This window comes from Streptomyces parvulus, from assembly GCF_014648855.1.
GTDB lineage: Bacteria > Actinomycetota > Actinomycetes > Streptomycetales > Streptomycetaceae > Streptomyces > Streptomyces parvulus.
Genome location: NZ_BMRX01000016.1, coordinates 85,938 through 112,614 on the forward strand (window position 1 = coordinate 85,938; position 26,677 = coordinate 112,614).

The following is a 26,677-nucleotide window of genomic DNA, read 5'->3' on the forward strand; positions in this document are numbered from 1 at the left end:
CACCACCGGCCCCAGCACGATCGACCCACAGCACGATCCCGAGCGAGACCGGGGGCGGGCCCCGAGAGGGGCCCGCCCCCGCCCGTGTCAGGGGGTGGCGAGCCCGGCCGCCTCCTCGGCGCAGCCCCAGGCCACGGTCACCCCGGCGCCGCCGTGACCGTAGTTGTGCACCAGCAGCCGCCCGTCCGGCAGCGTCTCCCGCTCCAGCCGGACCGCGTCCCGCGCCGGCCGCAGCCCCACCAGGTGCCCCAGCACCCGCGCCCCGGCTATCTCCGGCCGCAGCTCCGCGCACCGCCGCACGATCGCCTCCGCGATCCGCGGATCGGGATCCGTGGACCAGGCGTCCTCCTCGGCCGTGCCGCCCAGCAGCAGCCGGCCGGGCTGCGGCAGGAAGTACGTCGTCTCCCCGGAGCCCGCGTCGGCCGAGACCAGCCAGGTCCGGATGCCGGGGTTCTCCACGACCACCAGCTGCCCGCGCACCGGCCGCACCGCCGGGTCCGGCACCAGCTCCCGGGCGCCGAGACCCGTGCAGTTGACCACCACCGGCGCGTCGGCCTCGGCCAGACCGGCCACCGGCCGCGTCTCGACCACACCGCCCGCCGCCACCAGGCGCTCCCGCAGCCACGGCAGATGAGTCGACATGTCGATGAGCGGCAGCCGTGCCCACAGACCCGGACCCGCGTACTCCTCGGCCCGCGCCGCGCGCAGCCCCGGCAGCCGGGCCGACGCCCAGGCGCCCACCTCCTCCGGACGCGTCTCGCCGAGGACGCCCTCGACCATGCGCACGCCGGTCTCCGCGGGCCGCGCCGCCAGGTCCTCGTACACGTCCAGGGAGCGCAGCGCCCACGCCTGCGCCAGCGCGACCGGCTCGATCCGGTACGGCCACCACAGTCCGCCCGCCACCACCGAGGTGGTCCGCTCCACGGGGTCCCGCGTCCACAGCCGCACCCGCCGGCCGCGCTCGGCGAGCACGACGGCCGTGGTCAGCCCGGTCACACCGCCGCCGACCACGACGACCTCGTCATCCAGTTCGGTTTCCACAGGGGGACGGTAGCGGAACCCCCGGCGCCGGGACCCGGAGCGGACCGGCCGGCCGGCTCCGGCGGCGCCGATAGGATCGAGGGCCTGATGACTGCCACCCTCGTCGCCAAGAACCTCGCCGCCGGCCACGGCGACCGCTCCCTGTTCACCGGGCTCGACCTCGTCGTCGCCCCCGGCGACGTGATCGGCCTCGTCGGCGCCAACGGCGCGGGCAAGTCCACCCTCCTGCGGCTGCTCGCCGGCCTGGCCGCGCCGGAACAGGGCGAACTGCGCCTGTCCCCGCCGACCGCCACCGTCGGCCACCTCCCGCAGGAGCCGGAGCGCCGCCCCGGCGAGAGCGTCCGGGCCTTCCTGTCCCGCCGCACCGGCGTCACCGAGGCCCAGCGCGTCATGGACGAGGCCACCCAGGCCCTGGTCGACGGTGCCCCCGGTGCCGACGACGCCTACGCCACCGCCCTGGAGCGCTGGCTCTCCCTAGGCGGCGCCGACCTCGACGACCGCGCCGAGGAGACCGCCGACGCGCTCGGCCTCACCGTCGGCCTCGACCAGCCGATGGCCTCCCTCTCCGGCGGCCAGGCGGCCCGGGCCGGCCTCGCCTCGCTCCTGCTGTCCCGCTACGACGTCTTCCTGCTCGACGAGCCGACCAACGACCTCGACCTGGACGGCCTGGAGCGCCTCGAACGCTTCGTCACCGGCCTGCGCGCCGGCACCGTCGTCGTCAGCCACGACCGCGAGTTCCTCACCCGCACCGTCACCAAGGTCCTCGAACTCGACCTGGCCCAGCGGCGGATCAACCTCTACGGCGGCGGCTACGAGGCCTACCTGGAGGAGCGGGACGTGGCCCGCCGGCACGCCCGCGACGAGTACGAGGAGTACGCCGACAAGCGGTCGGCGCTCCAGGACCGGGCCCAGACGCAGCGCGCCTGGATGGACAAGGGCGTCAAGAACGCCCGGCGCAAGGCGGGCGGCGACAACGACAAGATCGGCCGCAAGTTCCGCAGCGAGGCCAGCGAGAAGCAGGCCGCCAAGGCCCGCCAGACCCAGCGCATGATCGAACGCCTGGAGGTCGTGGAGGAGCCGCGCAAGGAGTGGGAACTGCGCATGGAGATCGCCTCGGCCCCCCGCTCGGGCGCCGTCGTGGCCACCCTGCGCGACGCCGAGGTCAGGCGTGGCGGCTTCGTGCTCGGCCCGGTCTCCCTCCAGATCGACTGGGCGGACCGGGTGGCGGTGACCGGCGCCAACGGCGCGGGCAAGTCCACGCTGCTCGGCGCCCTGCTGGGCCGCGTCCCGCTCGACGCCGGACACGCGGCGCTCGGCTCCGGCGTCCTGCTCGGCGAGGTGGACCAGGCCCGCGAGCTGTTCCACGGGCCCGAGAGCCTGCTGGACGCCTTCCGCGCCGGAGTACCCGGCACCGAACCGGCGGACATCCGTACCCTGTTGGCCAAGTTCGGCCTCAAGGCGGACCACGTCGTGCGCGCCGCCGCCACGCTCTCGCCGGGGGAGCGCACCCGCGCGGCCCTCGCCCTGCTCCAGGGGCGCGGTGTTAACCTCCTGGTCCTGGACGAGCCCACCAACCACCTCGATCTGCCCGCCATCGAGCAGCTGGAGTCGGCCCTCGACGCCTACGAGGGCACGCTCCTGCTGATCACCCACGACCGCCGCATGCTGGACGCGGTCCGGGTCACGCGCCGCCTGGAGGTGGCGGACGGCAAGGTGACGGAGGCGTTCGCCTGAGCGGTCCGCCCCGTCTCCCCGCTGGGCGGCTAGGCCAGCCCGGCCCGCCGCAGTGCGTCGGCCATCGCGTCGTTCGACGGGGCCGGCGCGGCCGACGGCCGGCCCTTCCCGCCGCCGGAGCCCTGCTGCCGGCGGCGCTGCCCGGGCGGGCGGTTGCCGCCGCGCTCCTTCTTCTGCTCGCCCTGCGGGGCGGCCTCGTCGTCGAGGCGCAGCGTCAGCGAGATCCGCTTGCGCGGGATGTCGACGTCCAGCACCTTCACCTTGACGATGTCGCCGGGCTTGGCCACGTCGCGCGGGTCCTTGACGAACGTCTTCGACATCGCCGACACGTGCACCAGACCGTCCTGGTGCACACCGACGTCGACGAACGCGCCGAACGCGGCGACATTGGTGACGACGCCCTCCAGCACCATCCCGGAGGACAGGTCGGAGATCTTCTCCACGCCCTCCTTGAAGGTGGCCGTCTTGAAGGCGGGCCGCGGGTCGCGGCCGGGCTTCTCCAGCTCCTTCAGGATGTCGGTGACCGTCGGCAGACCGAACGTCTCGTCCACGAAGTCCGCCGGCCGCAGCGACCGCAGCACCGAGGTGTTGCCGACCAGGCCGGCCACCTCCTGCCCGGCGGTCTTCACCATCCGGCGCACCACCGGGTACGCCTCGGGGTGCACGCTGGAGGCGTCCAGCGGGTCGCTGCCGCCGCGGATCCGCAGGAAGCCCGCGCACTGCTCGTACGCCTTGGGGCCGAGCCGCGGGACCTTCTTCAGCTCGGTCCGGGAGCTGAACGGACCGTTCGCGTCGCGGTGGGAGACGATGTTCTCGGCGAGGCCGGAGGTGATGCCGGAGACACGGGCGAGCAGCGGGGCGGAGGCCGTGTTGACGTCCACGCCCACGCCGTTCACACAGTCCTCGACCACCGCGTCCAGGGAGCGGGAGAGCTTCACCTCGGAGAGGTCGTGCTGGTACTGGCCGACGCCGATCGACTTCGGGTCGATCTTCACCAGCTCGGCCAGCGGGTCCTGGAGCCGCCGCGCGATGGACACGGCGCCGCGCAGCGAGACGTCCATGTCCGGCAGCTCCTGCGAGGCGAAGGCCGACGCCGAGTACACCGAGGCTCCGGCCTCGGAGACCATCACCTTGGTCAGCTTCAGCTCGGGGTGCCTGGCGATCAGCTCACCGGCGAGCTTGTCGGTCTCGCGGGACGCCGTGCCGTTGCCGATGGCGATCAGGTCGACCGCGTGCTCCCCGGCCAGCCGGGCCAGCTTGGCGATCGCCTCGTCCCACCGGTTGGCGGGCACGTGCGGGTGGATCACGTCGGTGGCGACGACCTTGCCGGTCGCGTCGACCACGGCGACCTTCACCCCCGTACGGAAACCGGGGTCGAGTCCGAGGGTGGCGCGGGTGCCGGCCGGGGCGGCCAGCAGCAGGTCGCGCAGGTTCGCCGCGAAGACGTTCACCGCCTCGTCCTCGGCGGCCGTGCGCAGGCGCAGGCGGAGGTCGATGCCGAGGTGCACCAGGAGGCGGGTGCGCCAGGCCCAGCGGACGGTGTCCGTGAGCCACTTGTCGCCGGGGCGGCCGCGGTCGGCGATGCCGAACCGGCTCGCCACGATGCCCTCGTACGAGGACGGTCCCTCGGTGGCCTCCTCGGGCTCGAGGACGAGGTCGAGGACGTCCTCCTTCTCGCCGCGGAGCATGGCGAGGACGCGGTGCGAGGGCAGCGCGGTGAACGGCTCGGCGAAGTCGAAGTAGTCGGCGAACTTGGCGCCGGCCTCCTCCTTGCCGTCCTTCACCTTCGCCGCGAGCCGCCCGCGTCCCCACATCCGCTCGCGCAGCTCACCGATCAGGTCGGCGTCCTCCGAGAACTTCTCCGTGAGGATCGAACGGGCGCCGTCGAGAGCCGCCTGGGTGTCCGCCACGCCCTTGCCGGCGTCGACGAACGCGGCCGCCGCGGCGTGCGGGTCGACCGACGGGTCGCCGAGCAGGCCCTCGGCCAGCGGCGCCAGCCCCGCCTCCCGGGCGATCTGGGCCTTGGTGCGCCGCTTCGGCTTGAACGGCAGGTAGATGTCCTCCAGGCGGGCCTTGGTCTCGGCCGCGCGGATGGCCGTCTCCAGCTCCCCGGTGAGCTTGCCCTGCTCGCGCACCGAGTCGAGGATCGCGGTGCGCCGGTCCTCCAGCTCCCGCAGATAGCGCAGCCGCTCCTCGAGCGTGCGCAGCTGCGCGTCGTCGAGCATCTCGGTCGCTTCCTTGCGGTAGCGGGCGATGAAGGGCACCGTCGAGCCGCCGTCCAGCAGCTCGACCGCGGCCCTCACCTGCCGCTCCCGCACGCCGAGCTCCTCGGCGATCCTGCTTTCGATGGACCCTACTGCCTTGGACCCGCTGGACCCGGGTGTCGTCACGATCCCGTACCGCCTTCTCACTGAGGTTGCGCGGCAATTGTGGCAGGTGGCGCCGACAATCGGGGATCAGGGCACGACCGGGACGGTGGGACCGCCCGCCGGTGGCGGGCCCGGGTCAGGCCTTGCGGCCGCGGGCCGTGGACGAGGCCCCGCCGAAGAGCCGGGCCACGGCCCGGAAGGGAAGCGTCACCACGGTGGCGACTGCGCCACCGATCTGGCGCAGCACGTCTGCGATGGCACGGAACACGAGAAGCCCCTTTCGTTTCCCGGCCCCTCCGGCCGGACCACTCGGGTACCTCCGGACCGGCCGGTCATGCCTCCCGTCCGTGACCGGGCGTGTCCTCAGCCCTTGCCGAAGAGGTCGGCGGGGTAGGCGCCGGCGCCGAGTGCCGCGCGCGCGAAGGGCGTTGCCAGCTCCGTGAGCCGTGCCACGCCGTCCGCGCCGAGGTGCGCGTAGGGGCCCGCGTCGAGCCGGTCCGTCTCCCGTTCGATCCCGTCGCGCAGCTCGGTGCCGCGCCCGGTCAGCTCGCCCGCGTCGTCGATCAGCCCCCGCCCGCGCAGCCGGTCGCGCGCCGCGTCCCACTCCTCCTGCGTCCAGCCGCGGGTGGACAGGACCCACTTCGGGGCCATGCCGCGCCCGGTCGCGGTGTGCGTCACCAGGGCTTCGAGGCCGTCCAGGTCCGCGGCCAGCAGCGCGGCGAGGTGGCCGTCGCCGCGGTGCTCGCGCAGCAGGGTCGCCGCGTGCCAGAGCCTGAGGTGCGGCGCCTCGGGGAGCGGGAGGTCCGCGTGGGCCGCGTAGAGCGGACGGCCGCTGCGCGAGCAGCCCTCGGTGGCGCGCAGCGCCAGTCCGGCCGCCTCCGCCATCTCGGCCGAGGCCAGGACCTCCTCGCCCAGCAGCCGGCGCAGGGTCGCGTCGACGGCGCGCATGCGCGCCGCCACGGCCTGCTCCGGGGTGACCGTCTCCCAGACGGCGGGCACGTGCCGGGCGACCAGTTCGTACTTGTAGTTGTAGAAGGCCGCCGTCACCGCGCCCGCCCCGGCCGCGCCCAGCGCGGCCGCGCGCACCGCGAAGTTCACGGCGCGCGGGTCGGTGACCCCGAGGGCGGCCAGTTCCCGGCCCGTGTCGGGCGAGAAGTAGTGCGTCGAGTGCAGCGAGTTGAGCGTGTTGTGGCAGCGGCGTCCGGCGCGGGTGTCCATGGCGGCAGTTGTCATGCCCGGCACGTTACCAACCGCTCAGTACGTCCTCCACGGGGGCGACCGGATGGCAGGAAAGGTGGGATTCTCGTCATTGCGGCCGCCGCACGCGGGGCGAAGAATCGGGCCATGGCCCAGCGAACCGTCCTCGTCGTCCTCTTCGACCAGGTCCAGAGCCTCGACGTCACCGGCCCCGTGGAGGTCTTCGCGGGCGCCGAGCGGCACACACCGGGGACGTACCGCGTCGTCACCGCCTCCCCGGCCGGCGCCCCGGTGCGCACCTCCAGCGGTCTGACCGTCGTACCGGACGGACCGCTCGCCGACGCACCCGAGGCGGACACCCTGGTCGTGCCCGGCGGACACGGCACCAGGGCCCCCGACCCCGGACTGACCGACTGGCTGCGCGCGCACGGACCGCGTGCCCGGCGCCTGGTCTCCGTGTGCACCGGCGCCGTCCTGCTCGCCCGGGCGGGCCTGCTGGACGGACGCCGCGCGACCACCCACTGGGCGTACTGCGACCGGCTCGCCCGCGAGCACCCGGCCGTGGACGTCGACCCCGACCCGATCTACGTCCGGGACGGCCGCGTCGCCACCTCCGCGGGTGTCACCTCCGGCATCGACCTCGCCCTCGCCCTGGTGGAGGAGGACCTGGGCCGGGACACCGCCCTGACCGTCGCCCGCCATCTCGTGGTCTTCCTGCGCCGCCCCGGCAACCAGGCCCAGTTCAGCGCCCAGCTCGCCGCCCAGACCGCGTGCCGCGAGCCGCTGCGGGAACTCCAGCAGTGGATCACCGAGCACCCCGGCGCGGACCTGGGCGTGGACGCCCTCGCCGCCCGCGCCGGACTCTCGCCCCGCCACTTCGCCCGCGCCTTCCGGGCGGAGACCGGCACGACCCCCGGCCGGTTCGTCGACCGGACCCGGCTGGAACACGCCCGCCGACTGCTGGAGGACACCGGCGACGGCGTCGGGCAGGTCGCCCGCGCCAGCGGCTACGGCACTCCGGAGGCCATGCGCCGCGCCTTCGTCAAGATCCTCGGCACGTCACCGGCCGAGTACCGCCGCCGCTTCCGCCCCGCGCCCGCCCCCTGAGGCCCGCCGCGGCCGAGCAGCGGCGCCCCGGACCGGAAGCGGCATCCCTCCGACCGAACGCGAAAGGAACCCCGTGCAGATCGCCATCGTCCTCTTCGACCGCTTCACCGCGCTGGACGCCGTGGGCCCCTACGAGACCCTGGGCCGCCTCCCCGACGCGGAGACCGTCTTCGTCGCCGAGCGGACCGGGCCGGTGCGCACCGACACCGGGAACCTCGCGCTCACCGCCGACCGCACCCTGGCCGACGTGCCGGCCCCCGACATCGTCGTCGTCCCCGGCGGTCCCGGGCAGACCCCGCAGATGGAGAACGAGCCCCTCCTCGACTGGCTGCGCACCGCCGACGCCACCAGCACCTGGACCACCTCGGTGTGCACCGGCTCCCTGCTGCTGGCCGCCGCCGGGCTGCTGCGCGGGCGCCGGGCGACCTCGCACTGGCTGGCCCTGGAGCACCTCCGCCGCTTCGGCGCCGAGCCGACCGGGGAGCGGGTGGTCACCGACGGCAAGTACGTGACCGCGGCGGGCGTCTCCTCCGGCATCGACATGGGCCTGACGCTGCTCGGCCGGATCGCCGGCGACGACCACGCCCGCGCCGTCCAGCTGCTGACCGAGTACGACCCGCAGCCGCCCTACGACGCGGGCTCCCCGCAGAAGGCACCCGCGGACCTCGTGGCGCGGTTGCGCGAAGCGAGCCGCTTCACCCCCGGTCGGTGACGTTCCAGCCGAACCGCGGTGCCCGGCGCTCCAGGAAGGCGGCGACCCCCTCGGCGGTGTCGCCGCCGGCGCGTGCCTGGCCGGTCCAGTGGGCGTCCCGGTCCGTGCGCCCGTTCGCGAACTCCTTCGCCGCGGCCTGGGTCAGCAGCGAACGGGACACCAGGATCCGCGTGAACTCCGCGACCCGCTTGCCCAACTCGCCGTCCGGCAGCACCTCGTCGGCCAGCCCGGTGCGCAGCGCCCGCGCGGCGTCGATCAACTCCCCGCTGAAGAGCAGGTACTTGGCGGGCGCCGGGCCGGTCAGCGCGACCAGCCGGCGGGTCGCGGACGCCGGATAGACCACCCCCAGCTTCGCCGGGGTCACCCCGAACAGCGCCGACTCCTCGGCGAAGCGCAGGTCGCAGGCGGCGGCCAACTGGGTCCCGCCGCCCACGCAGTGACCGCGGACCGCCGCGAGCGTCGGCTTGGGAAACGCGGCGAGCGCCTCCTCGGCGAGCACCGCCAGCCGCTGCGCCCGCTCGGGCGACTCCCGCAGTGTCGAGATGTCGGCGCCCGCGCAGAACGTCGAGCCCTCACCGGTCAGCACCAGGGCCCGCACCGCCGGATCAGCGGCCAGACCGTCGAGCAGCGGCGGCAGCGCCCGCCACATCTCCGCGGTCATGGCGTTGCGCTTGGCCGGGTCGTGGATCACGACGGTGGCGACCGAGTCGGCGACCGAGTGCAGCAGCTGCGGCTCCATGCGCCGGATGCTATCCGGCGCCCCGCCGGTCCGAACGGTCGGGCAAGCCAGGACAGGAACGGTCCCATGACCGACCGTGTCATACGCAGGCGGTCAGAACCGTTCGATATCCGCTGACTTGTGTTCAGTCATCCGGGGCGGGGTCGCGCGTTACCAAGACTCTGGGTGTGGTGACAATCGAGCCCAGGGGTGGCGACCGGACGATGGACGAGACCGGGCCCGCCGGGCCGCTGCCGTACGAAGGTGTCTGGCGGTTCACCGCCCCCGCGGTCGACGCCTCCGTGCCGCAGGCCCGGCACGCGGTGCGGGACCTGCTGACGCGCCAGGGGGTGCCGGTCTCCGACGACGTGGCGCATGCGCTGCTGCTGATCGTCTCGGAGCTGGTCACGAACGCGGTCCGGCACGCCGCCGTCCTGTCCCCGGTGCTCGCCGTGGAGGTCGCCGTCGGCCCCGAGTGGGTGCGGGTGGCGGTGGAGGACGAGCACCCCTACCGCCCGACCGCTCTGGAGACCGACCACGGGCGGACGGGCGGGCGCGGACTGCTGCTGGTGCGGGAGATGACCCGGGAGGCGGGCGGAGCCTGCGACGTGGTCCACACGGCGAGCGGCGGCAAGGTGATCTGGGCCGCGCTGCCGCTCAAGCACGCGCTGTCCTAGGGCGAGGGGCCCGGCCCTCACCAGCCGGCGGACGGGCCCGTCAGCTCGCGCACGGCCGGACGGGCGGCGTCCAGCACGGTCATGAACCACGCCGAGAAGGTGTCCCGCGCGTGCCGCTCGGACAGCTCGGCCGACGACACGAAGGCCGTGCCGGCGACCTCCTCGGGGTCCGGCCGGGTCTCCGCCTGGACCAGGCCGACGAAGAGGTGGTTGTACTCCTGCTCGACCAGCCCGGAGGCCGGGTCGGGGTGGTTGTAGCGCACCGTGCCGGCCTCGGCGAGGAGGGAGGGCGAGACACCCAGCTCCTCGTACGTGCGCCGGGCGGCCGCCGCGAACGGCGCCTCCCCGGGATAGGGGTGGCCGCAGCACGTGTTGGACCACACACCGGGGGAGTGGTACTTGCCGAGCGCCCGCTGCTGGATCAGCAGCCGGCCCCGCTCGTCGAAGAGGAACACGGAGAAGGCGCGGTGCAGCCGCCCGGGGGGCTGGTGCGCGGAGAGCTTCTCCGCGGTGCCGATCGTCACGCCGTTCTCGTCGACCAGTTCCAGCAAAATCGCGTCTGCGGTGCCGTTCGACGAACTGTGCGTCGCGGTGGCAGGAGTGATCGGCATACCCATCCTTCACATCGGTCCTCGCGCCCCAAGTGTGCCGTACGAATCCGGCGCTCCCGGGACCTGACGGCGCACCCGCATGTCCCGCGCGCCTGCGCGGAACCGGCGGACGCCACCGGTGAGGACGCCGGGGAGGGGCCCGATGGGTGATCGTGCCCGGCCCCGCCGCGCGGGAACCGCCGGAGACGGGACCCGGAGGGTGACACGGGGGCACCGGGGGCGACCGCCCGGCGGACGGAGGCGCCGAACGGCGTGCGGCCACGCCCGCGCGCCCCTCTCAGTGGCAGAGGCGGGCCTCGTGCTCGGCGTGCCCGCCGGGCTCCAGCTGGAAGGTGCAGTGCTCCACGTCGAAGTGGTCGCCAAGGCAGCCCTGCAGCTCGTGCAGCATCTTCTCGTGGCCGATCGCGCTGAGCGTCTCGCCGCTCACCACCACGTGCGCCGACAGCACCGGCATGCCCGAGGTGATCGTCCAGGCGTGCAGGTCGTGCACGTCCTCCACCCCGTCCAGCGCCAGTATGTGGGCGCGCACCTCGGCGATGTCCACGCCCTTGGGAGCCGCCTCCAGCAGCACATCCAGGGTCTCGCGCAGCAGCCGCAGGGTGCGCGGCACGATCATCAGGCCGATGAGCAGGGACGCGATCGGGTCGGCCGGCTGCCAGCCCGTGGCCAGGATCACCAGCGCCGAGACGATCACCGCGAGGGACCCCAGCGCGTCGGCCGCCACCTCCAGGAAGGCACCGCGCACGTTGAGGCTGTCCTTCTGGCCGCGCACCAGCAGGGACAGCGACACCATGTTCGCCACCAGGCCGATCGCACCGAAGACGACGGTCAGCCCGCCCTGGGTGCCCGCGGGTGTGATGAACCGCTCGATCGCCTCGTACAGCACGTACCCGCCCACCCCGAGCAGCAGCAGGCAGTTGGCCAGCGCGGCGAGGATCTCGGCGCGGGCGTAGCCGAAGGTGCGCCGGTCGCTGGCCGGACGGCTCGCGAAGTGGATGGCCAGCAGGGCCATGCCCAGGCCCAGGGCGTCGGTCGCCATGTGCGCGGCGTCGGCGATCAGGGCCAGCGAGTCGGCCAGCACCCCGCCGACGATCTCCACGACCATGACGGTGAGGGTGATCCCCAGCGCCACCCGGAGCCTGCCGCGGTAGGCGGCCGTCGCCGTCCCGCCGGGCGGTGCCCCGTGCGCGTGTCCGTGATCGTGCCCAGCCCCCATGAGAAAGCCGCCTCCCTGTCTGTCCGGTGTCCGGCTCCCGGCCTCCGGATCACAGTCAACTACGGGTAGGGGGTATCGGGCAACGCGGCACTGAACACCGTTGTCATGTGCCCTGACCTGCGCAAACGTTGTGCAGGTCAGAGGCTGGACGCCGTCGCTGCCAGCCGCCTGCCCCGGTCGGGCGAACCCCGGCCCGCAAGCCGCCCTGACCCTGCGCGAACAGGCGCGGACGCTGTGCGATGTCCGTGATGCCCGGTCTGGGAGCGCGGTTTGTGAGCGGGGGCCCGGATCCACGATGATGATCGCGGCAAAGGCGGGTGCAAGCGGCGCCGACCGGCTGTGAAACGGGCGGTGAACACGGCGTTCCCGGCATCCGATAGCCTCTGCCGACACGCCGCCCGGGTGCCGCCGGCACGGGCGAACCACCATGCACAGGCCCGGCGTCCAGCCACCGGGCACCAGGGAGTGAGTTCGGTTGCCGACCGCCATCCTCACCGGTCAGCCGGTCCCCGGTTCGTCGATCGAGAGCGAACTGCGGTCCCTGGGCTTCGACGTGCAGTACGCCTCCGGCGCCGCCGACACCGAGACCCTGCTGGCCCGCGTCCCGGCCGCCGAACGGGTCGCCGTCGTCGACGCCCGCTTCGTGGGCCACCCGCACGCCCTGCGCCTCGGCCTCACCGACCCCCGCTTCCCGCTCTCCGCCGTCCCGGGCGCCGTGACCGCCCGCCCCGAGGGCAGGCAGGCCCTGACCCGCGCGATGGCCCGCGAGAACTCCGCGGGCGGCGGCACCGCGCTCGCCGTCGACAACCTCGCCGACCGGATCACCGCCGCCCTCGACGCGGACGGCGCCGACGTGCACCGGCCCGAGCTGGGCAGCCTCGTCGCCGCCGTCCCCGCCGACCCCCAGGCCCGCAACGAGGCCCGGCAGGCGGTCGCCGCCGTCGACGACGAGGCCGTACGGCTGAAGTCGGCGGTCAAGGCCCGCGACGGCTTCGTCACCACCTTCGCCATCAGCCCGTACTCCCGCTACATCGCCCGCTGGTGCGCCCGGCGCGGACTGACCCCCAACCAGGTCACCACCGCCTCGCTGCTCACCGCGCTGATAGCGGCCGGCTGCGCGGCCACCGGCACCCGCGGCGGCTTCGTCGCCGCCGGCGTCCTGCTGATCGCGTCCTTCGTCCTCGACTGCACCGACGGGCAGCTCGCCCGCTACTCCCTGCAGTACTCCACGCTCGGCGCCTGGCTGGACGCCACCTTCGACCGCGCCAAGGAGTACGCGTACTACGCGGGCCTCGCCCTCGGAGCCGCCCGCGGCGGCGACGACGTGTGGGCCCTCGCGCTCGGCGCGATGGTCCTCCAGACCTGCCGGCACGTCGTGGACTTCTCGTTCAACGAGGCGCACGTCGGCAGCACTGCCGCCGCCAACACCAGCCCCACCGCCGCCCTATCCGACCGGCTCGACAGCGTCGGCTGGACGGTCTGGGTGCGCCGCATGATCGTCCTGCCCATCGGCGAACGCTGGGCCATGATCGCCGTCCTGACCGCGGTCGCCACCCCCCGCATCACCTTCTACGCGCTGCTGATCGGCTGCGCCTTCGCCGCGACGTACACCACGGCCGGCCGCGTCCTTCGCTCGCTGACCAGGAAGGCGACGCGTACCGACCGGGCCGCGAAGGCGCTGGCCGACCTCGCCGACTCCGGGCCGCTCGCGGAGGCCGGCGCCAGGAGCCTCGCCGGTTCCGCGCGCCGCCTGCCCGCCTTCGCCGCCCCCGCCGTCGCGCTGCTCGGCGGTGCCGCCGTCGTCGCGACGGCCGCGCTCACCGACTTCGGCGGCCCGTGGCCGCTCGTCGCCGCGGCCGTCTACGTCGTGACCTCGTCCCTCGCCGTCGCCCGCCCCCTCAAGGGCGCCCTCGACTGGCTCGTCCCGCCGTTCTTCCGCGCCGCCGAGTACCTCACGGTCCTGGCACTGGCGGCGAAAGCCGACGTGAACGGAGCCCTTCCGGCGGCTTTCGGGCTGGTGGCCGCGGTCGCCTACCATCACTACGACACGGTCTACCGCATCCGGGGTGACGCGGGCGCGCCGCCTGCCTGGCTGGTGCGGACGGCCGGGGGGCACGAGGGCCGCACGCTGGTGATCACCGCGCTGGCCGTGCTGCTCACCGCCACACAGTTCAAGGTCGCGCTCACGGTCCTCGCCGTGGCCGTGGCACTCGTGGTGCTCGCCGAGAGCATCCGCTTCTGGGTCGCCGCCCACAAGGTCGGCGCACCCGCCGTACACGACGAAGGAGAACCCGCATGATCGGCCTCGTGCTGGCGGCCGGCGCCGGACGCCGTCTGCGCCCCTACACCGACACCCTGCCCAAGGCACTGGTCCCGGTCGGCCCCGAGGGCGCGGAGGACAGCATCACGGTGCTGGACCTGACGCTGGCGAACTTCGCCGAGGTCGGCCTGACCGAGGTCGGGATCATCGTCGGCTACCGCAAGGAGGCCGTGTACGACCGCAAGGAGGCGCTGGAGCAGAAGTACGGCGTCAAGCTCACCCTCATCGACAACGACAAGGCCGAGGAGTGGAACAACGCCTACTCCCTTTGGTGCGGCCGTGACGCCCTCAAGGACGGCGTGATCCTCGCCAACGGCGACACCGTGCACCCGGTCTCCGTCGAGAAGACGCTGCTCGCCGCCCGCGGCGACGGCAAGAAGATCATCCTCGCCCTCGACACGGTGAAGAACCTCGCCGAGGAGGAGATGAAGGTCGTCGTCGACCCCGACAAGGGCGTCCAGCGCATCACCAAGCTGATGGACCCGGCCGAGGCCACCGGTGAGTACATCGGCGTCACGCTCATCGAGGGCGACGCCGCCGCCGAACTGGCCGACGCCCTGAAGACCACCTTCGAGCGCGACCCGCAGCTGTACTACGAGGACGGCTACCAGGAGCTGGTCAACCGCGGCTTCAAGATCGACGTGGCTCCGATCGGCGACCTCAAGTGGGTCGAGATCGACAACCACGACGACCTCGCCAAGGGCAGGGAGATCGCGTGCCAGTACTGACGAGGCTCATCCCGTCGCCCGTCGTGGTGGACATCCGCGCGGGCGCCCTCGACGACCTCGGGTGCGTGCTCGCCGACGAGCGCATCTCCCACTCGGGCAAGCTCGCCGTCGCCGTCAGCGGCGGCTCGGGCGCCCGGCTGCGCGAGCGTGTCGCCCCGTCCCTGCCCGGCGCGGACTGGTTCGAGGTCGGCGGCGGCACCCTGGACGACGCGATCGACCTGGCCGGCGCCATGAAGGGCGGCCACTACGACGCCGTCATCGGCCTCGGCGGCGGCAAGATCATCGACTGTGCGAAGTTCGCCGCGGCGCGCATCGGCCTCCCGCTGGTCGCCGTCCCCACCAACCTCGCGCACGACGGCCTGTGCTCGCCGGTCGCCACGCTCGACAACGACGCGGGCCGCGGCTCCTACGGCGTGCCCAACCCGATCGCCGTCGTCATCGACCTGGACGTCATCCGCGCCGCGCCGGCCCGCTTCGTGCGCGCCGGCATCGGTGACGCCGTCTCCAACGTCTCCGCGATCGCGGACTGGGAGCTGGCCAACCGCGTCAAGGGCGAGCGCATCGACGGCCTGGCCGCCGCCATGGCCCGCCAGGCGGGCGAGGCCGTGCTCCGGCACCCGGGCGGCATCGGCGACAACGAGTTCCTCCAGGTGCTGGCCGAGGCGCTGGTGCTCAGCGGCATCGCGATGTCGGTGTCCGGCGACTCGCGGCCGTCCTCGGGCGCCTGCCACGAGATCAACCACGCCTTCGACCTGCTCTTCCCCACCCGCGCGGCCGCCCACGGCGAGCAGTGCGGTCTGGGCGCGGCCTTCGCGATGTACCTGCGCGGGGCCCACGAGGAGTCCGCCCACATGGCCGAGGTGCTGCGCCGGCACGGGCTGCCGGTGCTGCCGGAGGAGATCGGCTTCACCCCCCAGGAGTTCTTCCGGGCCGTGGAGTACGCCCCCCAGACCCGGCCCGGCCGCTACACGATCCTCGAGCACCTCGACCTGAAAACCGACCAGATCAAGGACCTGTACGCCGACTATGTCAAGGCCATCGGTAGCTGAACTACGTCCGGTCGTCCATCCCGCGGGGGTCAAGGACCGGCGCAGCGGTGAGCACTGGGCGGGACGCCTCTACATGCGCGAGGTCTCGCTGCGGATCGACCGCTACCTGGTGAACACCAGGATCACGCCCAACCAGCTCACGTACCTGATGACCGTCTGCGGCGTGCTCGCCGCACCGGCCCTGCTGGTGCCGGGGATCTGGGGCGCCGTGCTCGGCGTCGTCGCGGTCCAGCTCTACCTGCTGCTGGACTGCGTCGACGGCGAGGTCGCCCGCTGGAAGAAGCAGTACTCGCTCGGCGGGGTCTACCTGGACCGGGTCGGCGCCTACCTGACCGACGCCGCCGTCCTGGTCGGCCTCGGCCTGCGCGCCGCCGACATCTGGGGCACCGGCCGCATCGACTGGCTGTGGGCCTTCCTCGGCACCCTGGCCGCGCTCGGCGCCATCCTGATCAAGGCCGAGACCGACCTCGTCGGGGTCGCCCGGCACCAGACGGGCAAGGAGCCGGTCCAGGAGTCCGCCTCCGAGCCCCGCTCCTCCGGCATGGCGCTGGCCCGCCGGGCCGCCGGTGCGCTCAAGTTCCACCGGCTGATCCTCGGCATCGAGGCGTCCCTGCTCATCCTGGTCCTCGCGATCGTCGACGCGAGCCGGGGCGACCTCTTCTTCACCCGCCTCGGCACCGCCGTACTCGCCGGCATCGCGCTGCTGCAGACCCTGCTGCACCTGGTGTCCATCCTCGCCTCCAGCAGGCTGAAGTGAGCGGCCCCATGAAGGTCGGCGCCGTCGTCATCACGATGGGCAACCGCCCCGAGGAGCTGCGCGCCCTCCTCGACTCGGTCGCCAAGCAGGACGGCGACCCGGTCCAGGTCGTCGTGGTCGGCAACGGCTCGCCCGTCCCCGAGGTGCCGGACGGCGTGCGCACCGTCGAGCTGCCCGAGAACCTGGGCATCCCCGGCGGCCGCAACGTCGGCATCGAGGCCTTCGGGCCGGGCGGGAGCGAGGTCGACATCCTGCTCTTCCTCGACGACGACGGCCTGCTCGCCCGCACCGACACCGCCGAACTGTGCCGCCGGGCCTTCGAGGCCGACGACGAGCTGGGCATCATCAGCTTCCGCATCGCCGACCCGGACACCGGCGAGACCCAGCGCCGGCACGTCCCGCGGCTGCGGGCCTCCGACCCGATGCGCTCCTCGCGGGTGACGACCTTCCTCGGCGGCGCCAACGCGGTGCGCACCCGCGTCCTCACGCAGGTCGGCGGCCTGCCGGACGCGTTCTTCTACGCCCACGAGGAGACCGACCTGGCCTGGCGGGCGCTCGACGCGGGCTGGATGATCGACTACCGGTCCGACATGGTGCTCAACCACCCCACCACCGCCCCCTCCCGGCACGCGGTCTACCACCGCATGGTCGCCCGCAACCGCGTCTGGCTCGCCCGCCGGAACCTCCCCGCCCTGCTGGTCCCGGTCTACCTGGGCGTCTGGATGCTGCTCACGCTGCTGCGCCGCCCCTCGCGACCTGCGCTGAAGGCCTGGTTCGGCGGTTTCCGCGAGGGCTGGGCCACTCCCTGCGGTCCCCGCCGGCCCATGCGGTGGCGTACGGTGTGGCGCCTGACCCGGCTGGGCCGTCCTCCGGTGATCTGACAAGCTCGTACCCGAGAGCGGTCCGGCCCCGCCCGGGGCCAACAGGTCCACGCAGGCCGGTCCGGCCGAGCATTCCGAAGACGAAAGTTTCCACCAGTGAGTGAGACAACGCAGGACGGCACGGTCGCCATGACCAAGCCCGTGGCGCCCGACGAGGGCCTCACCCCGGCCCGGCTCGCCGCCAAGTACGGGCTGTCCGTGAGCGGTGCCCGGCCGTCCCTCGTGGAGTACGTCCGTCAGCTCTGGGGACGGCGGCACTTCATCCTCGCCTTCTCCCAGGCGAAGCTGACCGCCCAGTACAGCCAGGCCAAGCTCGGCCAGCTGTGGCAGGTGGCCACGCCGCTGCTCAACGCGCTCGTCTACTTCCTGATCTTCGGCCTGATCCTGAACGCGGGCAAGGGCATGCCGAAGGACGTGTACATTCCGTTCCTGGTGACCGGTGTGTTCGTCTTCACCTTCACCCAGTCCTCGGCCATGGCGGGCGTCCGCGCGATCTCCGGCAACCTCGGCCTGGTGCGCGCGCTGCACTTCCCGCGCGCCTCGCTGCCGATCTCCTTCGCGCTCCAGCAGCTCCAGCAGCTGCTGGCCTCGATGATCGTCATGTTCGCGGTGGTGATCGGGTTCGGCAGCTATCCGAAGCTGTCCTGGCTGCTGGTGCTGCCGACCCTCGTCCTGCAGTTCCTCTTCAACACGGGCCTGGCGCTGATCGTGGCGCGCATGGGGGCCAAGACCCCGGACCTCGCCCAGCTGATGCCGTTCATCATGCGGACCTGGATGTACGCGTCGGGCGTCATGTTCTCCATCCCGATCATGCTGGAGGAGCACCCGTCCTGGATCTCCGACGTCCTCCAGTGGAACCCGGCGGCGATCTACATGGACCTGATGCGCTTCGCGCTGATCGACGGCTACGGCTCCGAGAACCTGCCCCCGCACGTGTGGGCGGTCGGACTCGCCTGGGCCGTGGTCCTCGCGGTGGGCGGCTTCGTGTACTTCTGGAAGGCTGAGGAGAGGTACGGCCGTGGCTGAGCAGCAGCAGGGCGAGCGGGTGCCGACGGTCATCGCGGACGAGCTGCACATCGTCTACCGGGTCAACGGCGCCAAGACCGGCAAGGGCAGCGCGACCGCCGCCCTGAGCAGGATCCTCAAGCGCGGCTCCGACGACGCGGCGCGGGGCGTGCGCAAGGTGCACGCGGTGCGGGGCGTCTCCTTCACCGCCTACCGGGGCGAGGCCATCGGCCTCATCGGGTCCAACGGCTCCGGCAAGTCGACGCTGCTGCGGGCCATCGCCGGCCTGCTGCCCGCCGAGCGGGGCAGGGTCTACACCGACGGCCAGCCCTCGCTGCTCGGCGTGAACGCGGCCCTGATGAACGACCTGACCGGCGAGCGGAACGTCATCCTCGGCGGCCTGGCCATGGGCATGACCCGTGAGCAGATCAAGGAGCGCTACCAGGACATCGTCGACTTCTCCGGGATCAACGAGAAGGGCGACTTCATCACCCTGCCGATGCGCACCTACTCGTCCGGCATGTCGGCCCGGCTGCGCTTCTCCATCGCCGCCGCCAAGGACCACGACGTCCTGATGATCGACGAGGCGCTGGCCACCGGCGACCGCAAGTTCCAGACCCGCTCCGAGGAGCGCATCCGGGAACTGAAGAAGGAGGCCGGCACGGTCTTCCTGGTCAGCCACAACAACAAGTCCATCCGCGACACCTGCAACCGCGTCCTGTGGCTGGAGCGCGGCGAGCTGCGCATGGACGGCCCGACCGACGAGGTGCTCAAGGAGTACGAGAAGTTCACGGGCAAGTAGCGCGACACGCCGGGGCCTCGCCGGAACGCTTCCGGCGGGGCCCCGGACGCGTGCAAAGGAACCGTCAACTCCTGGTGTTCTGAGGAATCTTGGTGTGAATCGGTGTGTTCTTGTGATGCGCTGAGCACCCCGCCGGAACTCCGTGAGTTGTACAACGTAAGCTGGACCGGTCCTGAAACGCGGCACATGGGGCGATAATGCCCGACACCCTCCAGCGGGCCCGCCGCGCGGACAGCCGGGCGGCGTGTCCGAAATAGTGTGTATTGGGTCCGCAGTGTAGAACGGGAGATGTGACGGCAATGGCTACGGAAACTCCCCAGCTCCGCGGAGCGTGCGCCGTCCCCGCCCGGGACAGCCGGCGATGACGGTCACCGGTACGGCGCACGCCGTCGACGCGGAGCACGGCACCCTGGCCAAGGCCGCCGACGAGAACTTCCCCGTGGCACCCTTCTTCCTGCCGCGCGACTGGCGCACCGACCTCATGGCCGTCTACGGCTTCGCCCGCCTCGTCGACGACATCGGCGACGGCGACCTCGCCCCGGGCGGCGCCGACGCCCGCCACCTCGGCGTCCCCGAGGAGCACGCCGACGACCGGGTCCGCATGCTCGACGCCTTCGAGGAGGACCTGCGCAGGGTCTTCGACGGCACCCCGCGCCACCCCCTGCTGCGCCGCCTGCGGCCCACCGTCCGCCGCCGCTCGCTGACCCCCGCGCCGTTCCTCGGCCTGATCGCCGCCAACCGCCAGGACCAGCTCGTCGGGCGGTACGAGACGTACGACGACCTCCTCGCCTACTGCGAGCTGTCCGCCAACCCGGTCGGCCACCTCGTCCTCGCCGTCACCGGCACCGCGACGCCCGAGCGGATCCGCCGCTCCGACGCCGTCTGCACCGCCCTCCAGATCGTCGAGCACCTCCAGGACGTCGCCGAGGACCTCGGACGGGACCGGATCTACCTGCCCGCCGAGGACATGAAGCGCTTCCGCGTCCAGGAGGAGGACCTCGCCGCGCCCACCGCCAACGCCTCGGTGCGCGCCCTCATCGCCTACGAGGCCGGACGCGCCCACGACCTGCTGGACGAGGGTGCCCCCCTGGTGGGCAGCGTCCACGGCCGGCTGCGCCTGCTGCTCGCGGGCTTCGTGGGCGGCGGCCGGGCCGCGCTGCGGGCGATCGCCGACGCGGACCACGACGTACTTCCCGGCCCGCCCAAGCCCGGCAAGCTCCGATTGCTGCGCGAGACGGGCCTGGCCCTGCGAGGAGAGGGGTGATCGGGACCGTGGAGTCGTCAGTGAACATGCCGGCGCCGGTGCTCGCCGCCTACAGCTACTGCGAGGCCGTCACCGGTCAGCAGGCCCGCAACTTCGCCTACGGCATCCGGCTGCTGCCCACGCCGAAGCGGCGGGCGATGTCCGCGCTGTACGCGTTCTCGCGCCGCGTCGACGACATCGGCGACGGGACGCTGGCCGACGACGTCAAGGTCGCCCGGCTGGACGAGACCCGCGCGGTGCTCGCCCGGATCCACGAGGGCGCGGTCGACGAGGACGACACCGACCCCGTCGCCGTCGCCCTCGCGCACGCCGCGCGCGTCTTCCCCATCCCCCTCGAAGGGCTCGACGAGCTGATCGACGGCGTCCAGATGGACGTCCGCGGCGAGACCTACGAGACCTGGGACGACCTCAGGACGTACTGCCGCTGCGTCGCGGGCGCCATCGGACGCCTCTCCCTCGGGGTCTTCGGCACCGAACCGGGGGCGCACGGCGCCGACCGCGCGCCCGAGTACGCCGACACGCTCGGTCTCGCACTCCAGCTCACCAACATCCTGCGCGACGTCCGCGAGGACGCCGAGGGCGGCCGGACCTACCTGCCCGCCGACGACCTCGCAAAGTTCGGCTGCTCGGCCGGGTTCCACGGGCCGACGCCTCCCGCCGGCGCCGACTTCGCGGGCCTCGTGCACTTCGAGGTGCGTCGCGCCCGCGCCCTGTTCGCCGAGGGATACCGGCTGCTCCCCATGCTCGACCGGCGCAGCGGCGCCTGCGTGGCCGCCATGGCCGGCATCTACCGCCGCCTCCTGGACCGCATCGAGCGCGACCCGGAGGCCGTGCTGCGCGGCCGCGTCTCGCTCCCCGGCCGCGAGAAGGCGTACGTCGCCGTCCGCGGCCTGTCCGGACTGGACACCCGGCACGTCACCCGCCGGACCGTCAGGAGGCGCGCCTGATGGACACACCCGGCACACGCGACGCACCCGGCCCGGACCGGGCCCCCGTCGTGGACCGGCGGGCAACCCTCCGGTGGCGGTCGGCGTCCCTGACTGAGACGGTCGGCCGTACGCCGTTCAAACACCACGGCGACCGGACAGGGAAGGGCGCACGATGACGCACGCCGACGGCACGCGTGACGGGGGAGAGGTCACGGACGTCTCCGCCCCGCGTCCCGGTGCGCACACCGTGGTGGTCGGCGGCGGACTCGCCGGGGTCACCTCCGCACTGGCGCTCGCCGACGCGGGCGTGCGGGTCACCCTGCTCGAGGGGCGCCCGCGGCTGGGCGGGCTCGCCTTCTCCTTCCGGCGCGGCGACCTCACCGTCGACAACGGCCAGCACGTCTACCTGCGCTGCTGCACCGCCTACCGCTGGTTCCTGGACCGCATCGGCGGCGCCGGGCTGGCTCCCGTGCAGGACCGCCTCGACGTGCCCGTCCTCGACCTGGCCCGGCCCGAGGGCCGCCGGCTCGGCAGACTGCGCCGCGACCCGCTGCCCGTGCCGCTGCACCTAGGCCGCAGCCTGGCGACGTACCCCCACCTCTCGCTCGCCGAGCGCGCCGGGGTCGGCCGGGCCGCCCTCGCGCTCAAAGGGCTCGACCTCGCCGACCCGAGCCTCGACGACCGGGACTTCGGCAGCTGGCTGGCCGAGCACGGCCAGTCGCCGCGTGCCGTCGAGGCCCTGTGGGACCTGGTCGGCGTCGCCACCCTGAACGCGGTCGCGGGCGACGCCTCGCTCGGCCTCGCCGCGATGGTGTTCAAGACCGGCCTGCTGTCCGACCCGGGCGCCGCCGACATCGGCTGGGCCCGCGTCCCGCTGGGCGAACTGCACGACCGGCTGGCCCGCAAGGCCCTCGACTCCGCCGGCGTGCGCACCGAGGTCCGCACCCGCGTCACCGCCCTCCACCGGGACGGCGGCGGAGGCTGGGGCGTGCACATCCCCGGGGAGACGCTCCACGCCGACTCGGTCGTCCTCGCCGTACCCCAGCGCGAGGCGTACGACCTGCTGCCGGACGGCGCGCTCGACGCCCCGGAGCACCTGCTGGAGATCGGCACCGCGCCGATCCTCAACATCCACGTGGTCTACGACCGCCAGGTGCTCGCCGCACCGTTCCTCACGGCGCTCGGCACCCCGGTGCAGTGGGTGTTCGACCGCACCGAGGCCTCCGGGCTGAAGGAGGGTCAGTACCTGGCGCTGTCGCAGTCGACCGCGCAGCACGAGATCGACGAGCCCGTGGCCACGCTGCGCGAGCGGTACCTGCCCGAACTGGAGCGGCTGCTGCCGCGCAGCCGCGGTGCCGAGGTGAAGGACTTCTTCGTGACCAGGGAGCGCACCGCGACGTTCGCCCCCGCCCCCGGCGTCGGCCGCCTCCGGCCCGGCGCCCGCACCAAGGCACCCGGCCTGTACCTGGCCGGAGCGTGGACCGCCACCGGGTGGCCCGCGACCATGGAGAGTGCGGTTCGCAGCGGTGTCGGAGCGGCGGGCGCCGCTCTCGGCGCCCTGGGCCGGTCCCGCGGACTCCTTCCCGATTTCTTCGAGGAGGCGGCATGAGAGCCGACCCGCGCGGGGCCGACTCCCGCACTCCCGGTACCGCAACTGGAGGAAAGACTGTGCCCACCGCGCCCCCCGGCCCGAAGGCCGCTCCGAGGACCACGGTGGACGTGACCGCGCTGCTGGAGCGCGGCCGGACCCTGGCCACGCCGGTCCTGCGGGCGGCCGTCGACCGCCTCGCGCCTCCCATGGACACCGTCGCCGCCTACCACTTCGGCTGGATCGACGCCCAGGGCAACCCCGCGGACGGCGACGGCGGCAAGGCCGTCCGGCCCGCGCTCGCCGTGCTCTCCGCCGAGGTCACCGGCGCCGCGCCCGAGGTCGGCGTGCCCGGCGCGGTGGCCGTGGAGCTGGTGCACAACTTCTCCCTGCTGCACGACGACCTGATGGACGGCGACGAGCAGCGCCGCCACCGCGACACCGTCTGGAAGGTGCACGGCCCCGCCCAGGCCATCCTGGTCGGCGACGCCCTCTTCGCCCTCGCCAACGAGGTGCTGCTCGAACTGGGCACCGTCGAGGCAGGCCGCGCCACCCGCCGCCTCACCCGCGCCACCCGCGCCCTGATCGACGGCCAGGCCCAGGACATCTCCTACGAGCACCGCGACCGGGTCAGCGTCGAGGAGTGCCTGGAGATGGAGGGCAACAAGACCGGCGCCCTGCTCGCCTCGGCCAGCTCCATCGGCGCGGTGCTCGGCGGCGCCGACGAGCGCACCGCCGACACCCTGGAGAAGTACGGCTACCACCTGGGCCTCGCCTTCCAGGCCGTCGACGACCTCCTCGGCATCTGGGGCGACCCGGGCTCCACCGGCAAGCAGACCTGGAGCGACCTGCGCCAGCGCAAGAAGTCCCTCCCGGTCGTCGCCGCCCTCGCGGCGGGCGGCCCGGCCTCCGAACGGCTCGGCGAGATCCTCGCGGCCGACGCCAAGACCAGCGACTTCGCGAACTTCTCCGAGGAGGAGTTCGCGGCCCGCGCCGCCCTCATCGAGGAGGCGGGCGGGCGCGAGTGGACCGCCGACGAGGCGCGCCGCCAGCACACCATCGCCCTTGAAGCCCTCGACGCCGTCGACATGCCCGAGCCGGTACGGGACCGGTTCGCGGCGCTCGCCGACTTCGTCGTCGTACGAAAGAGATGATCATTATCGGTCGAATAGCCCTCGCGTAGTCGCCGGCCGGTGTCCTCGACGGACAGGCACCGGCCGACGGCGGACCCAAGCAGAGCACCGTATGCACACTGCACGAAGGGGAAGCCATGACAGCGACGACCGACGGAAGCACCGGGGCGGCCCTGAAGCCCCTCGCGCCCTCGGCCAGCGAAGAAGACATCACCGTCCCCGCCGCGGCGGCCGGGGTACCAGAAGCCGCCGCACGCGCCGTCCGGCGCGCCACGGACTTCCTGCTGTCGCGGCAGGACGCCCAGGGCTGGTGGAAGGGCGACCTCGAGACCAACGTCACGATGGACGCCGAGGACCTGCTGCTGCGTCAGTTCCTCGGCATCCAGGACGAGGAGACCACGCGCGCCGCCGCCCTCTTCGTCCGCGGCGAGCAGCGCGAGGACGGCACCTGGGCCACCTTCTACGGCGGCCCCGGCGACCTGTCCGCCACCATCGAGGCCTACGTCGCCCTCCGCCTGGCCGGAGACTCCCCGGACGCCCCGCACATGGCGCGGGCAGCGGAGTGGATCCGGGCCCGTGGCGGCATCGCGGCCTCCCGCGTCTTCACCCGGATCTGGCTCGCCCTGTTCGGCTGGTGGAAATGGGACGACCTCCCGGAACTCCCGCCGGAGCTGATCTACTTCCCCACCTGGGTACCGCTCAACATCTACGACTTCGGCTGCTGGGCCCGGCAGACCATCGTGCCGCTCACGATCGTCTCGGCGAAGCGGCCCGTGCGCCCGGCGCCCTTCCCGCTGGACGAACTGCACACCGACCCGGCGATGCCCAGCCCTCCGCGTCCGCTCGCGCCGGCCGCCAGCTGGGACGGCGCCTTCCAGCGCATCGACAAGGCGCTGCACGCCTACCGCAAGGTCGCCCCGCGCAGGCTGCGCCGGGCCGCCATGAACACCGCCGCCCGCTGGATCATCGAGCGCCAGGAGAACGACGGGTGCTGGGGCGGCATCCAGCCGCCGGCCGTGTACTCGGTCATCGCGCTGTACCTGCTCGGCTACGACCTCGAACACCCCGTGATGCGGGCCGGCCTCGAGTCCCTGGACCGCTTCGCCGTGTGGCGCGAGGACGGCGCCCGGATGATCGAGGCCTGCCAGTCGCCGGTCTGGGACACCTGCCTGGCCACCATCGCGCTGGCCGACGCCGGGGTGCCCGCCGACCATCCGCAGCTGGTGAAGGCCGCCGACTGGATGCTCGGCGAGCAGATCGTGCGCCCCGGCGACTGGTCGGTCAAGCGCCCCGGACTGCCGCCCGGCGGCTGGGCGTTCGAGTTCCACAACGACAACTACCCCGACATCGACGACACCGCCGAGGTGGTACTCGCCCTGCGCCGGGTCAGCCACCACGACCCGGAGCGGGTGGAGAAGGCCATCGGCCGCGGGGTCCGCTGGAACCTCGGCATGCAGTCGAAGAACGGCGCCTGGGGTGCCTTCGACACCGACAACACCAGCCCCTTCCCCAACCGCCTGCCGTTCTGCGACTTCGGCGAGGTCATCGACCCGCCCTCGGCCGACGTCACCGCGCACGTCGTCGAGAGCCTCGCCGTCGAGGGGCTCGCCGACGACCCGCGCACCCGGCGCGGCATCCAGTGGCTGCTCGCCGAACAGGAGCCGGACGGTTCGTGGTTCGGCCGCTGGGGCGTCAACTACGTCTACGGCACCGGCTCCGTCGTCCCCGCCCTGACCGCCGCCGGCTTCCCCACCACGCACCCGGCGATCCGCCGCGCGGTGACCTGGCTCGAGTCCGTGCAGAACGACGACGGCGGCTGGGGCGAGGACCTGCGCTCCTACCGCTACACCAAGGAGTGGAGCGGCCGGGGCGCCTCGACCGCCTCGCAGACGGCGTGGGCGCTGATGGCCCTGCTGGCCGCGGGCGAGCGGGAGTCGGGCGCGGTGGAGCGCGGCGTGGCGTGGCTCGCCTCCACCCAGCGCGAGGACGGCTCCTGGGACGAGCCGTACTTCACCGGCACCGGCTTCCCCTGGGACTTCTCCATCAACTACCACCTCTACCGGCAGGTGTTCCCGCTCACCGCGCTCGGCCGGTACGTCCACGGAGAGCCCTTCGCCGCGAAGAAACGCCCGGCCCCGAAGGCCGAGCGGCCCGCGGGCGCGCCGTCCACGGCCGAGGCCAAGGCCGGCTGATGAACCCCACGACCGGACCGTCGCCGCTGCTGATCGCCTGCGCGCTCGGCATCGAGCACCTCGCCCTGCGCACCGGCGACCGCCGCGGCGCCGGCGGGCCGGTCACCGTCCTGCGCACCGGCATGGGCCCCCGCGCGGCCGAGCGCTCGGTCGCCCGGGTCCTGGCCGACCCGGCGCTCGGCTCCGCGGCCGTGCTCGCCACGGGCTTCTGCGCGGGCCTCGCCCCGGGCATGCACCCCGGCGACCTGGTCGTCGCCGAGGAGACCCGGGACCCCCGCTCCACCGTCTCCTGCGTCGGCATCGACCGGCTCGTCAAGGAACTCGTGCGGGCCGCGCCGGGCCGCACCGTCCACACCGGGCCGCTGACCGGCTCGGACCACGTCGTTCGCGGCCCGGAGCGCGCCGATCTGCTCGCGACCGGCGCGATCGCCGTCGACATGGAGTCCGCCGCCACGCTCCTGAGCGCCGTACGGGCCGGCGAGCGCCCCGTTGCGGCCGTTCGTGTGGTCGTGGACGCTCCAGAACACGAACTCGTACGGATCGGCACCGTGCGCGGTGGAATATCGGCTTTCCGCGTTCTTCGATCCGTTCTTCCCGCATTTTTCGAATGGCACCGTTCTTTGCTGCTCCCCCGGAGGTGAGCCCAG

At 73.3% G+C, this 26,677-nt stretch carries 25 protein-coding genes; 18 read left to right on the forward strand and 7 right to left on the reverse strand.

What is annotated here, in order from left to right:
- Window positions 1-87: 87 nt before the first annotated feature.
- Window positions 88-1,041: an FAD-dependent oxidoreductase gene (locus tag IE108_RS28620; RefSeq protein ID WP_064730818.1), complete on the reverse strand. Its 954-nt coding sequence runs from the start codon at window positions 1,039-1,041 to the stop codon at window positions 88-90.
- Window positions 1,042-1,128: 87 nt separating this feature from the next.
- Here IE108_RS28620 and IE108_RS28625 point away from each other — a divergent pair, with 87 nt between their 5' ends.
- Window positions 1,129-2,775, forward strand: a complete 1,647-nt coding sequence (locus IE108_RS28625) for an ABC-F family ATP-binding cassette domain-containing protein (RefSeq protein WP_064730819.1) — start codon at window positions 1,129-1,131, stop codon at window positions 2,773-2,775.
- Window positions 2,776-2,804: 29 nt separating this feature from the next.
- On the opposite strand, the gene IE108_RS28630 is transcribed toward IE108_RS28625, so the two are convergent.
- The 3 genes from IE108_RS28630 to IE108_RS28635 form a co-directional block, all read right to left on the reverse strand.
- Complete coding sequence (locus tag IE108_RS28630) at window positions 2,805-5,165, reverse strand: Tex family protein (RefSeq protein WP_064730820.1); 2,361 nt, start codon at window positions 5,163-5,165, stop codon at window positions 2,805-2,807.
- 115 nt (window positions 5,166-5,280) lie between these two features.
- On the reverse strand, window positions 5,281-5,412 hold the full coding sequence (locus IE108_RS35160; RefSeq protein ID WP_252100481.1) for an LPFR motif small protein: 132 nt from the start codon (window positions 5,410-5,412) through the stop codon (window positions 5,281-5,283).
- 95 nt (window positions 5,413-5,507) lie between these two features.
- Window positions 5,508-6,377: an SCO6745 family protein gene (locus IE108_RS28635; protein WP_064730821.1), complete on the reverse strand. Its 870-nt coding sequence runs from the start codon at window positions 6,375-6,377 to the stop codon at window positions 5,508-5,510.
- 111 nt (window positions 6,378-6,488) lie between these two features.
- Here IE108_RS28635 and IE108_RS28640 point away from each other — a divergent pair, with 111 nt between their 5' ends.
- Together IE108_RS28640 and IE108_RS28645 are read left to right on the forward strand one after the other, a co-directional pair.
- On the forward strand, window positions 6,489-7,448 hold the full coding sequence (locus IE108_RS28640) for a GlxA family transcriptional regulator (RefSeq protein ID WP_064730822.1): 960 nt from the start codon (window positions 6,489-6,491) through the stop codon (window positions 7,446-7,448).
- Between the two features lie 73 nt (window positions 7,449-7,521).
- Window positions 7,522-8,160, forward strand: coding sequence for a DJ-1/PfpI family protein (locus tag IE108_RS28645; protein WP_064730823.1), 639 nt, complete (start codon window positions 7,522-7,524; stop codon window positions 8,158-8,160).
- Here the strand turns inward: IE108_RS28645 and IE108_RS28650 are convergent.
- Window positions 8,144-8,899 carry an enoyl-CoA hydratase/isomerase family protein gene (locus tag IE108_RS28650; protein WP_064730824.1) on the reverse strand — a complete coding sequence of 252 codons (756 nt, stop codon included), beginning with the start codon at window positions 8,897-8,899 and terminating at the stop codon, window positions 8,144-8,146. The two genes, IE108_RS28645 and IE108_RS28650, sit on opposite strands and share 17 nt — an antisense overlap.
- A gap of 203 nt (window positions 8,900-9,102) precedes the next feature.
- Between IE108_RS28650 and IE108_RS28655 the strand changes: the two genes are divergently transcribed.
- Window positions 9,103-9,555 (forward strand): ATP-binding protein, encoded by a 453-nt coding sequence (locus IE108_RS28655; protein WP_064730825.1) that lies wholly within the window; start codon window positions 9,103-9,105, stop codon window positions 9,553-9,555.
- 17 nt (window positions 9,556-9,572) lie between these two features.
- Here IE108_RS28655 and idi read toward each other — a convergent pair whose 3' ends face one another.
- Together idi and IE108_RS28665 are read right to left on the reverse strand one after the other, a co-directional pair.
- Complete coding sequence (idi, locus tag IE108_RS28660) at window positions 9,573-10,166, reverse strand: isopentenyl-diphosphate Delta-isomerase (RefSeq protein WP_064730826.1); 594 nt, start codon at window positions 10,164-10,166, stop codon at window positions 9,573-9,575.
- Between the two features lie 277 nt (window positions 10,167-10,443).
- Window positions 10,444-11,382, reverse strand: coding sequence for a cation diffusion facilitator family transporter (locus IE108_RS28665; RefSeq protein WP_064730827.1), 939 nt, complete (start codon window positions 11,380-11,382; stop codon window positions 10,444-10,446).
- Window positions 11,383-11,857: 475 nt separating this feature from the next.
- On the opposite strand from IE108_RS28665, the gene IE108_RS28670 reads away from it, so the two are divergent.
- From IE108_RS28670 to IE108_RS28730, 14 genes are all read left to right on the forward strand, one after another.
- Window positions 11,858-13,681 carry a DUF5941 domain-containing protein gene (locus IE108_RS28670; protein WP_064730828.1) on the forward strand — a complete coding sequence of 608 codons (1,824 nt, stop codon included), beginning with the start codon at window positions 11,858-11,860 and terminating at the stop codon, window positions 13,679-13,681.
- On the forward strand, window positions 13,678-14,430 hold the full coding sequence (locus tag IE108_RS28675) for a phosphocholine cytidylyltransferase family protein (RefSeq protein ID WP_064730829.1): 753 nt from the start codon (window positions 13,678-13,680) through the stop codon (window positions 14,428-14,430). The genes IE108_RS28670 and IE108_RS28675 overlap by 4 nt, the downstream gene beginning before the upstream one ends.
- Window positions 14,418-15,479, forward strand: coding sequence for an iron-containing alcohol dehydrogenase family protein (locus tag IE108_RS28680; protein WP_064730830.1), 1,062 nt, complete (start codon window positions 14,418-14,420; stop codon window positions 15,477-15,479). Before IE108_RS28675 ends, IE108_RS28680 begins: the two co-directional genes overlap by 13 nt.
- Entirely contained in the window at window positions 15,457-16,236 is a 780-nt protein-coding gene (locus tag IE108_RS28685; protein ID WP_079163868.1) for a CDP-alcohol phosphatidyltransferase family protein, read from the forward strand. The genes IE108_RS28680 and IE108_RS28685 overlap by 23 nt, the downstream gene beginning before the upstream one ends.
- Window positions 16,237-16,244: 8 nt before the next feature.
- Window positions 16,245-17,117, forward strand: coding sequence for a glycosyltransferase family 2 protein (locus IE108_RS28690; RefSeq protein ID WP_064730832.1), 873 nt, complete (start codon window positions 16,245-16,247; stop codon window positions 17,115-17,117).
- A 96-nt stretch (window positions 17,118-17,213) separates the two neighbouring features.
- Entirely contained in the window at window positions 17,214-18,143 is a 930-nt protein-coding gene (locus tag IE108_RS28695) for an ABC transporter permease (protein ID WP_064730833.1), read from the forward strand.
- Window positions 18,136-18,924 carry an ABC transporter ATP-binding protein gene (locus IE108_RS28700; RefSeq protein WP_064730834.1) on the forward strand — a complete coding sequence of 263 codons (789 nt, stop codon included), beginning with the start codon at window positions 18,136-18,138 and terminating at the stop codon, window positions 18,922-18,924. Before IE108_RS28695 ends, IE108_RS28700 begins: the two co-directional genes overlap by 8 nt.
- Window positions 18,925-19,285: 361 nt before the next feature.
- Window positions 19,286-20,188 carry a squalene synthase HpnC gene (gene hpnC / locus IE108_RS28705; RefSeq protein WP_064730835.1) on the forward strand — a complete coding sequence of 301 codons (903 nt, stop codon included), beginning with the start codon at window positions 19,286-19,288 and terminating at the stop codon, window positions 20,186-20,188.
- The gene (gene hpnD / locus IE108_RS28710; RefSeq protein ID WP_064730836.1) at window positions 20,185-21,135 is read left to right on the forward strand and encodes a presqualene diphosphate synthase HpnD; all 951 of its coding nucleotides are present in this window, start codon (window positions 20,185-20,187) and stop codon (window positions 21,133-21,135) included. Before hpnC ends, hpnD begins: the two co-directional genes overlap by 4 nt.
- A complete protein-coding gene (locus IE108_RS34925) occupies window positions 21,135-21,293 on the forward strand; it encodes a DUF6380 family protein (protein WP_226487304.1) in 159 nt (52 codons plus the stop codon). Before hpnD ends, IE108_RS34925 begins: the two co-directional genes overlap by 1 nt.
- On the forward strand, window positions 21,290-22,726 hold the full coding sequence (hpnE, locus tag IE108_RS28715; protein ID WP_189397785.1) for a hydroxysqualene dehydroxylase HpnE: 1,437 nt from the start codon (window positions 21,290-21,292) through the stop codon (window positions 22,724-22,726). The genes IE108_RS34925 and hpnE overlap by 4 nt, the downstream gene beginning before the upstream one ends.
- Window positions 22,723-23,859, forward strand: coding sequence for a polyprenyl synthetase family protein (locus IE108_RS28720; protein WP_107420324.1), 1,137 nt, complete (start codon window positions 22,723-22,725; stop codon window positions 23,857-23,859). Before hpnE ends, IE108_RS28720 begins: the two co-directional genes overlap by 4 nt.
- A 116-nt stretch (window positions 23,860-23,975) precedes the next feature.
- Window positions 23,976-26,030: a squalene--hopene cyclase gene (shc, locus tag IE108_RS28725; protein WP_064730839.1), complete on the forward strand. Its 2,055-nt coding sequence runs from the start codon at window positions 23,976-23,978 to the stop codon at window positions 26,028-26,030.
- Window positions 26,030-26,671, forward strand: coding sequence for a phosphorylase family protein (locus IE108_RS28730; protein ID WP_064730840.1), 642 nt, complete (start codon window positions 26,030-26,032; stop codon window positions 26,669-26,671). The genes shc and IE108_RS28730 overlap by 1 nt, the downstream gene beginning before the upstream one ends.
- The last annotated feature ends 6 nt before the right edge of the window (window positions 26,672-26,677 follow it).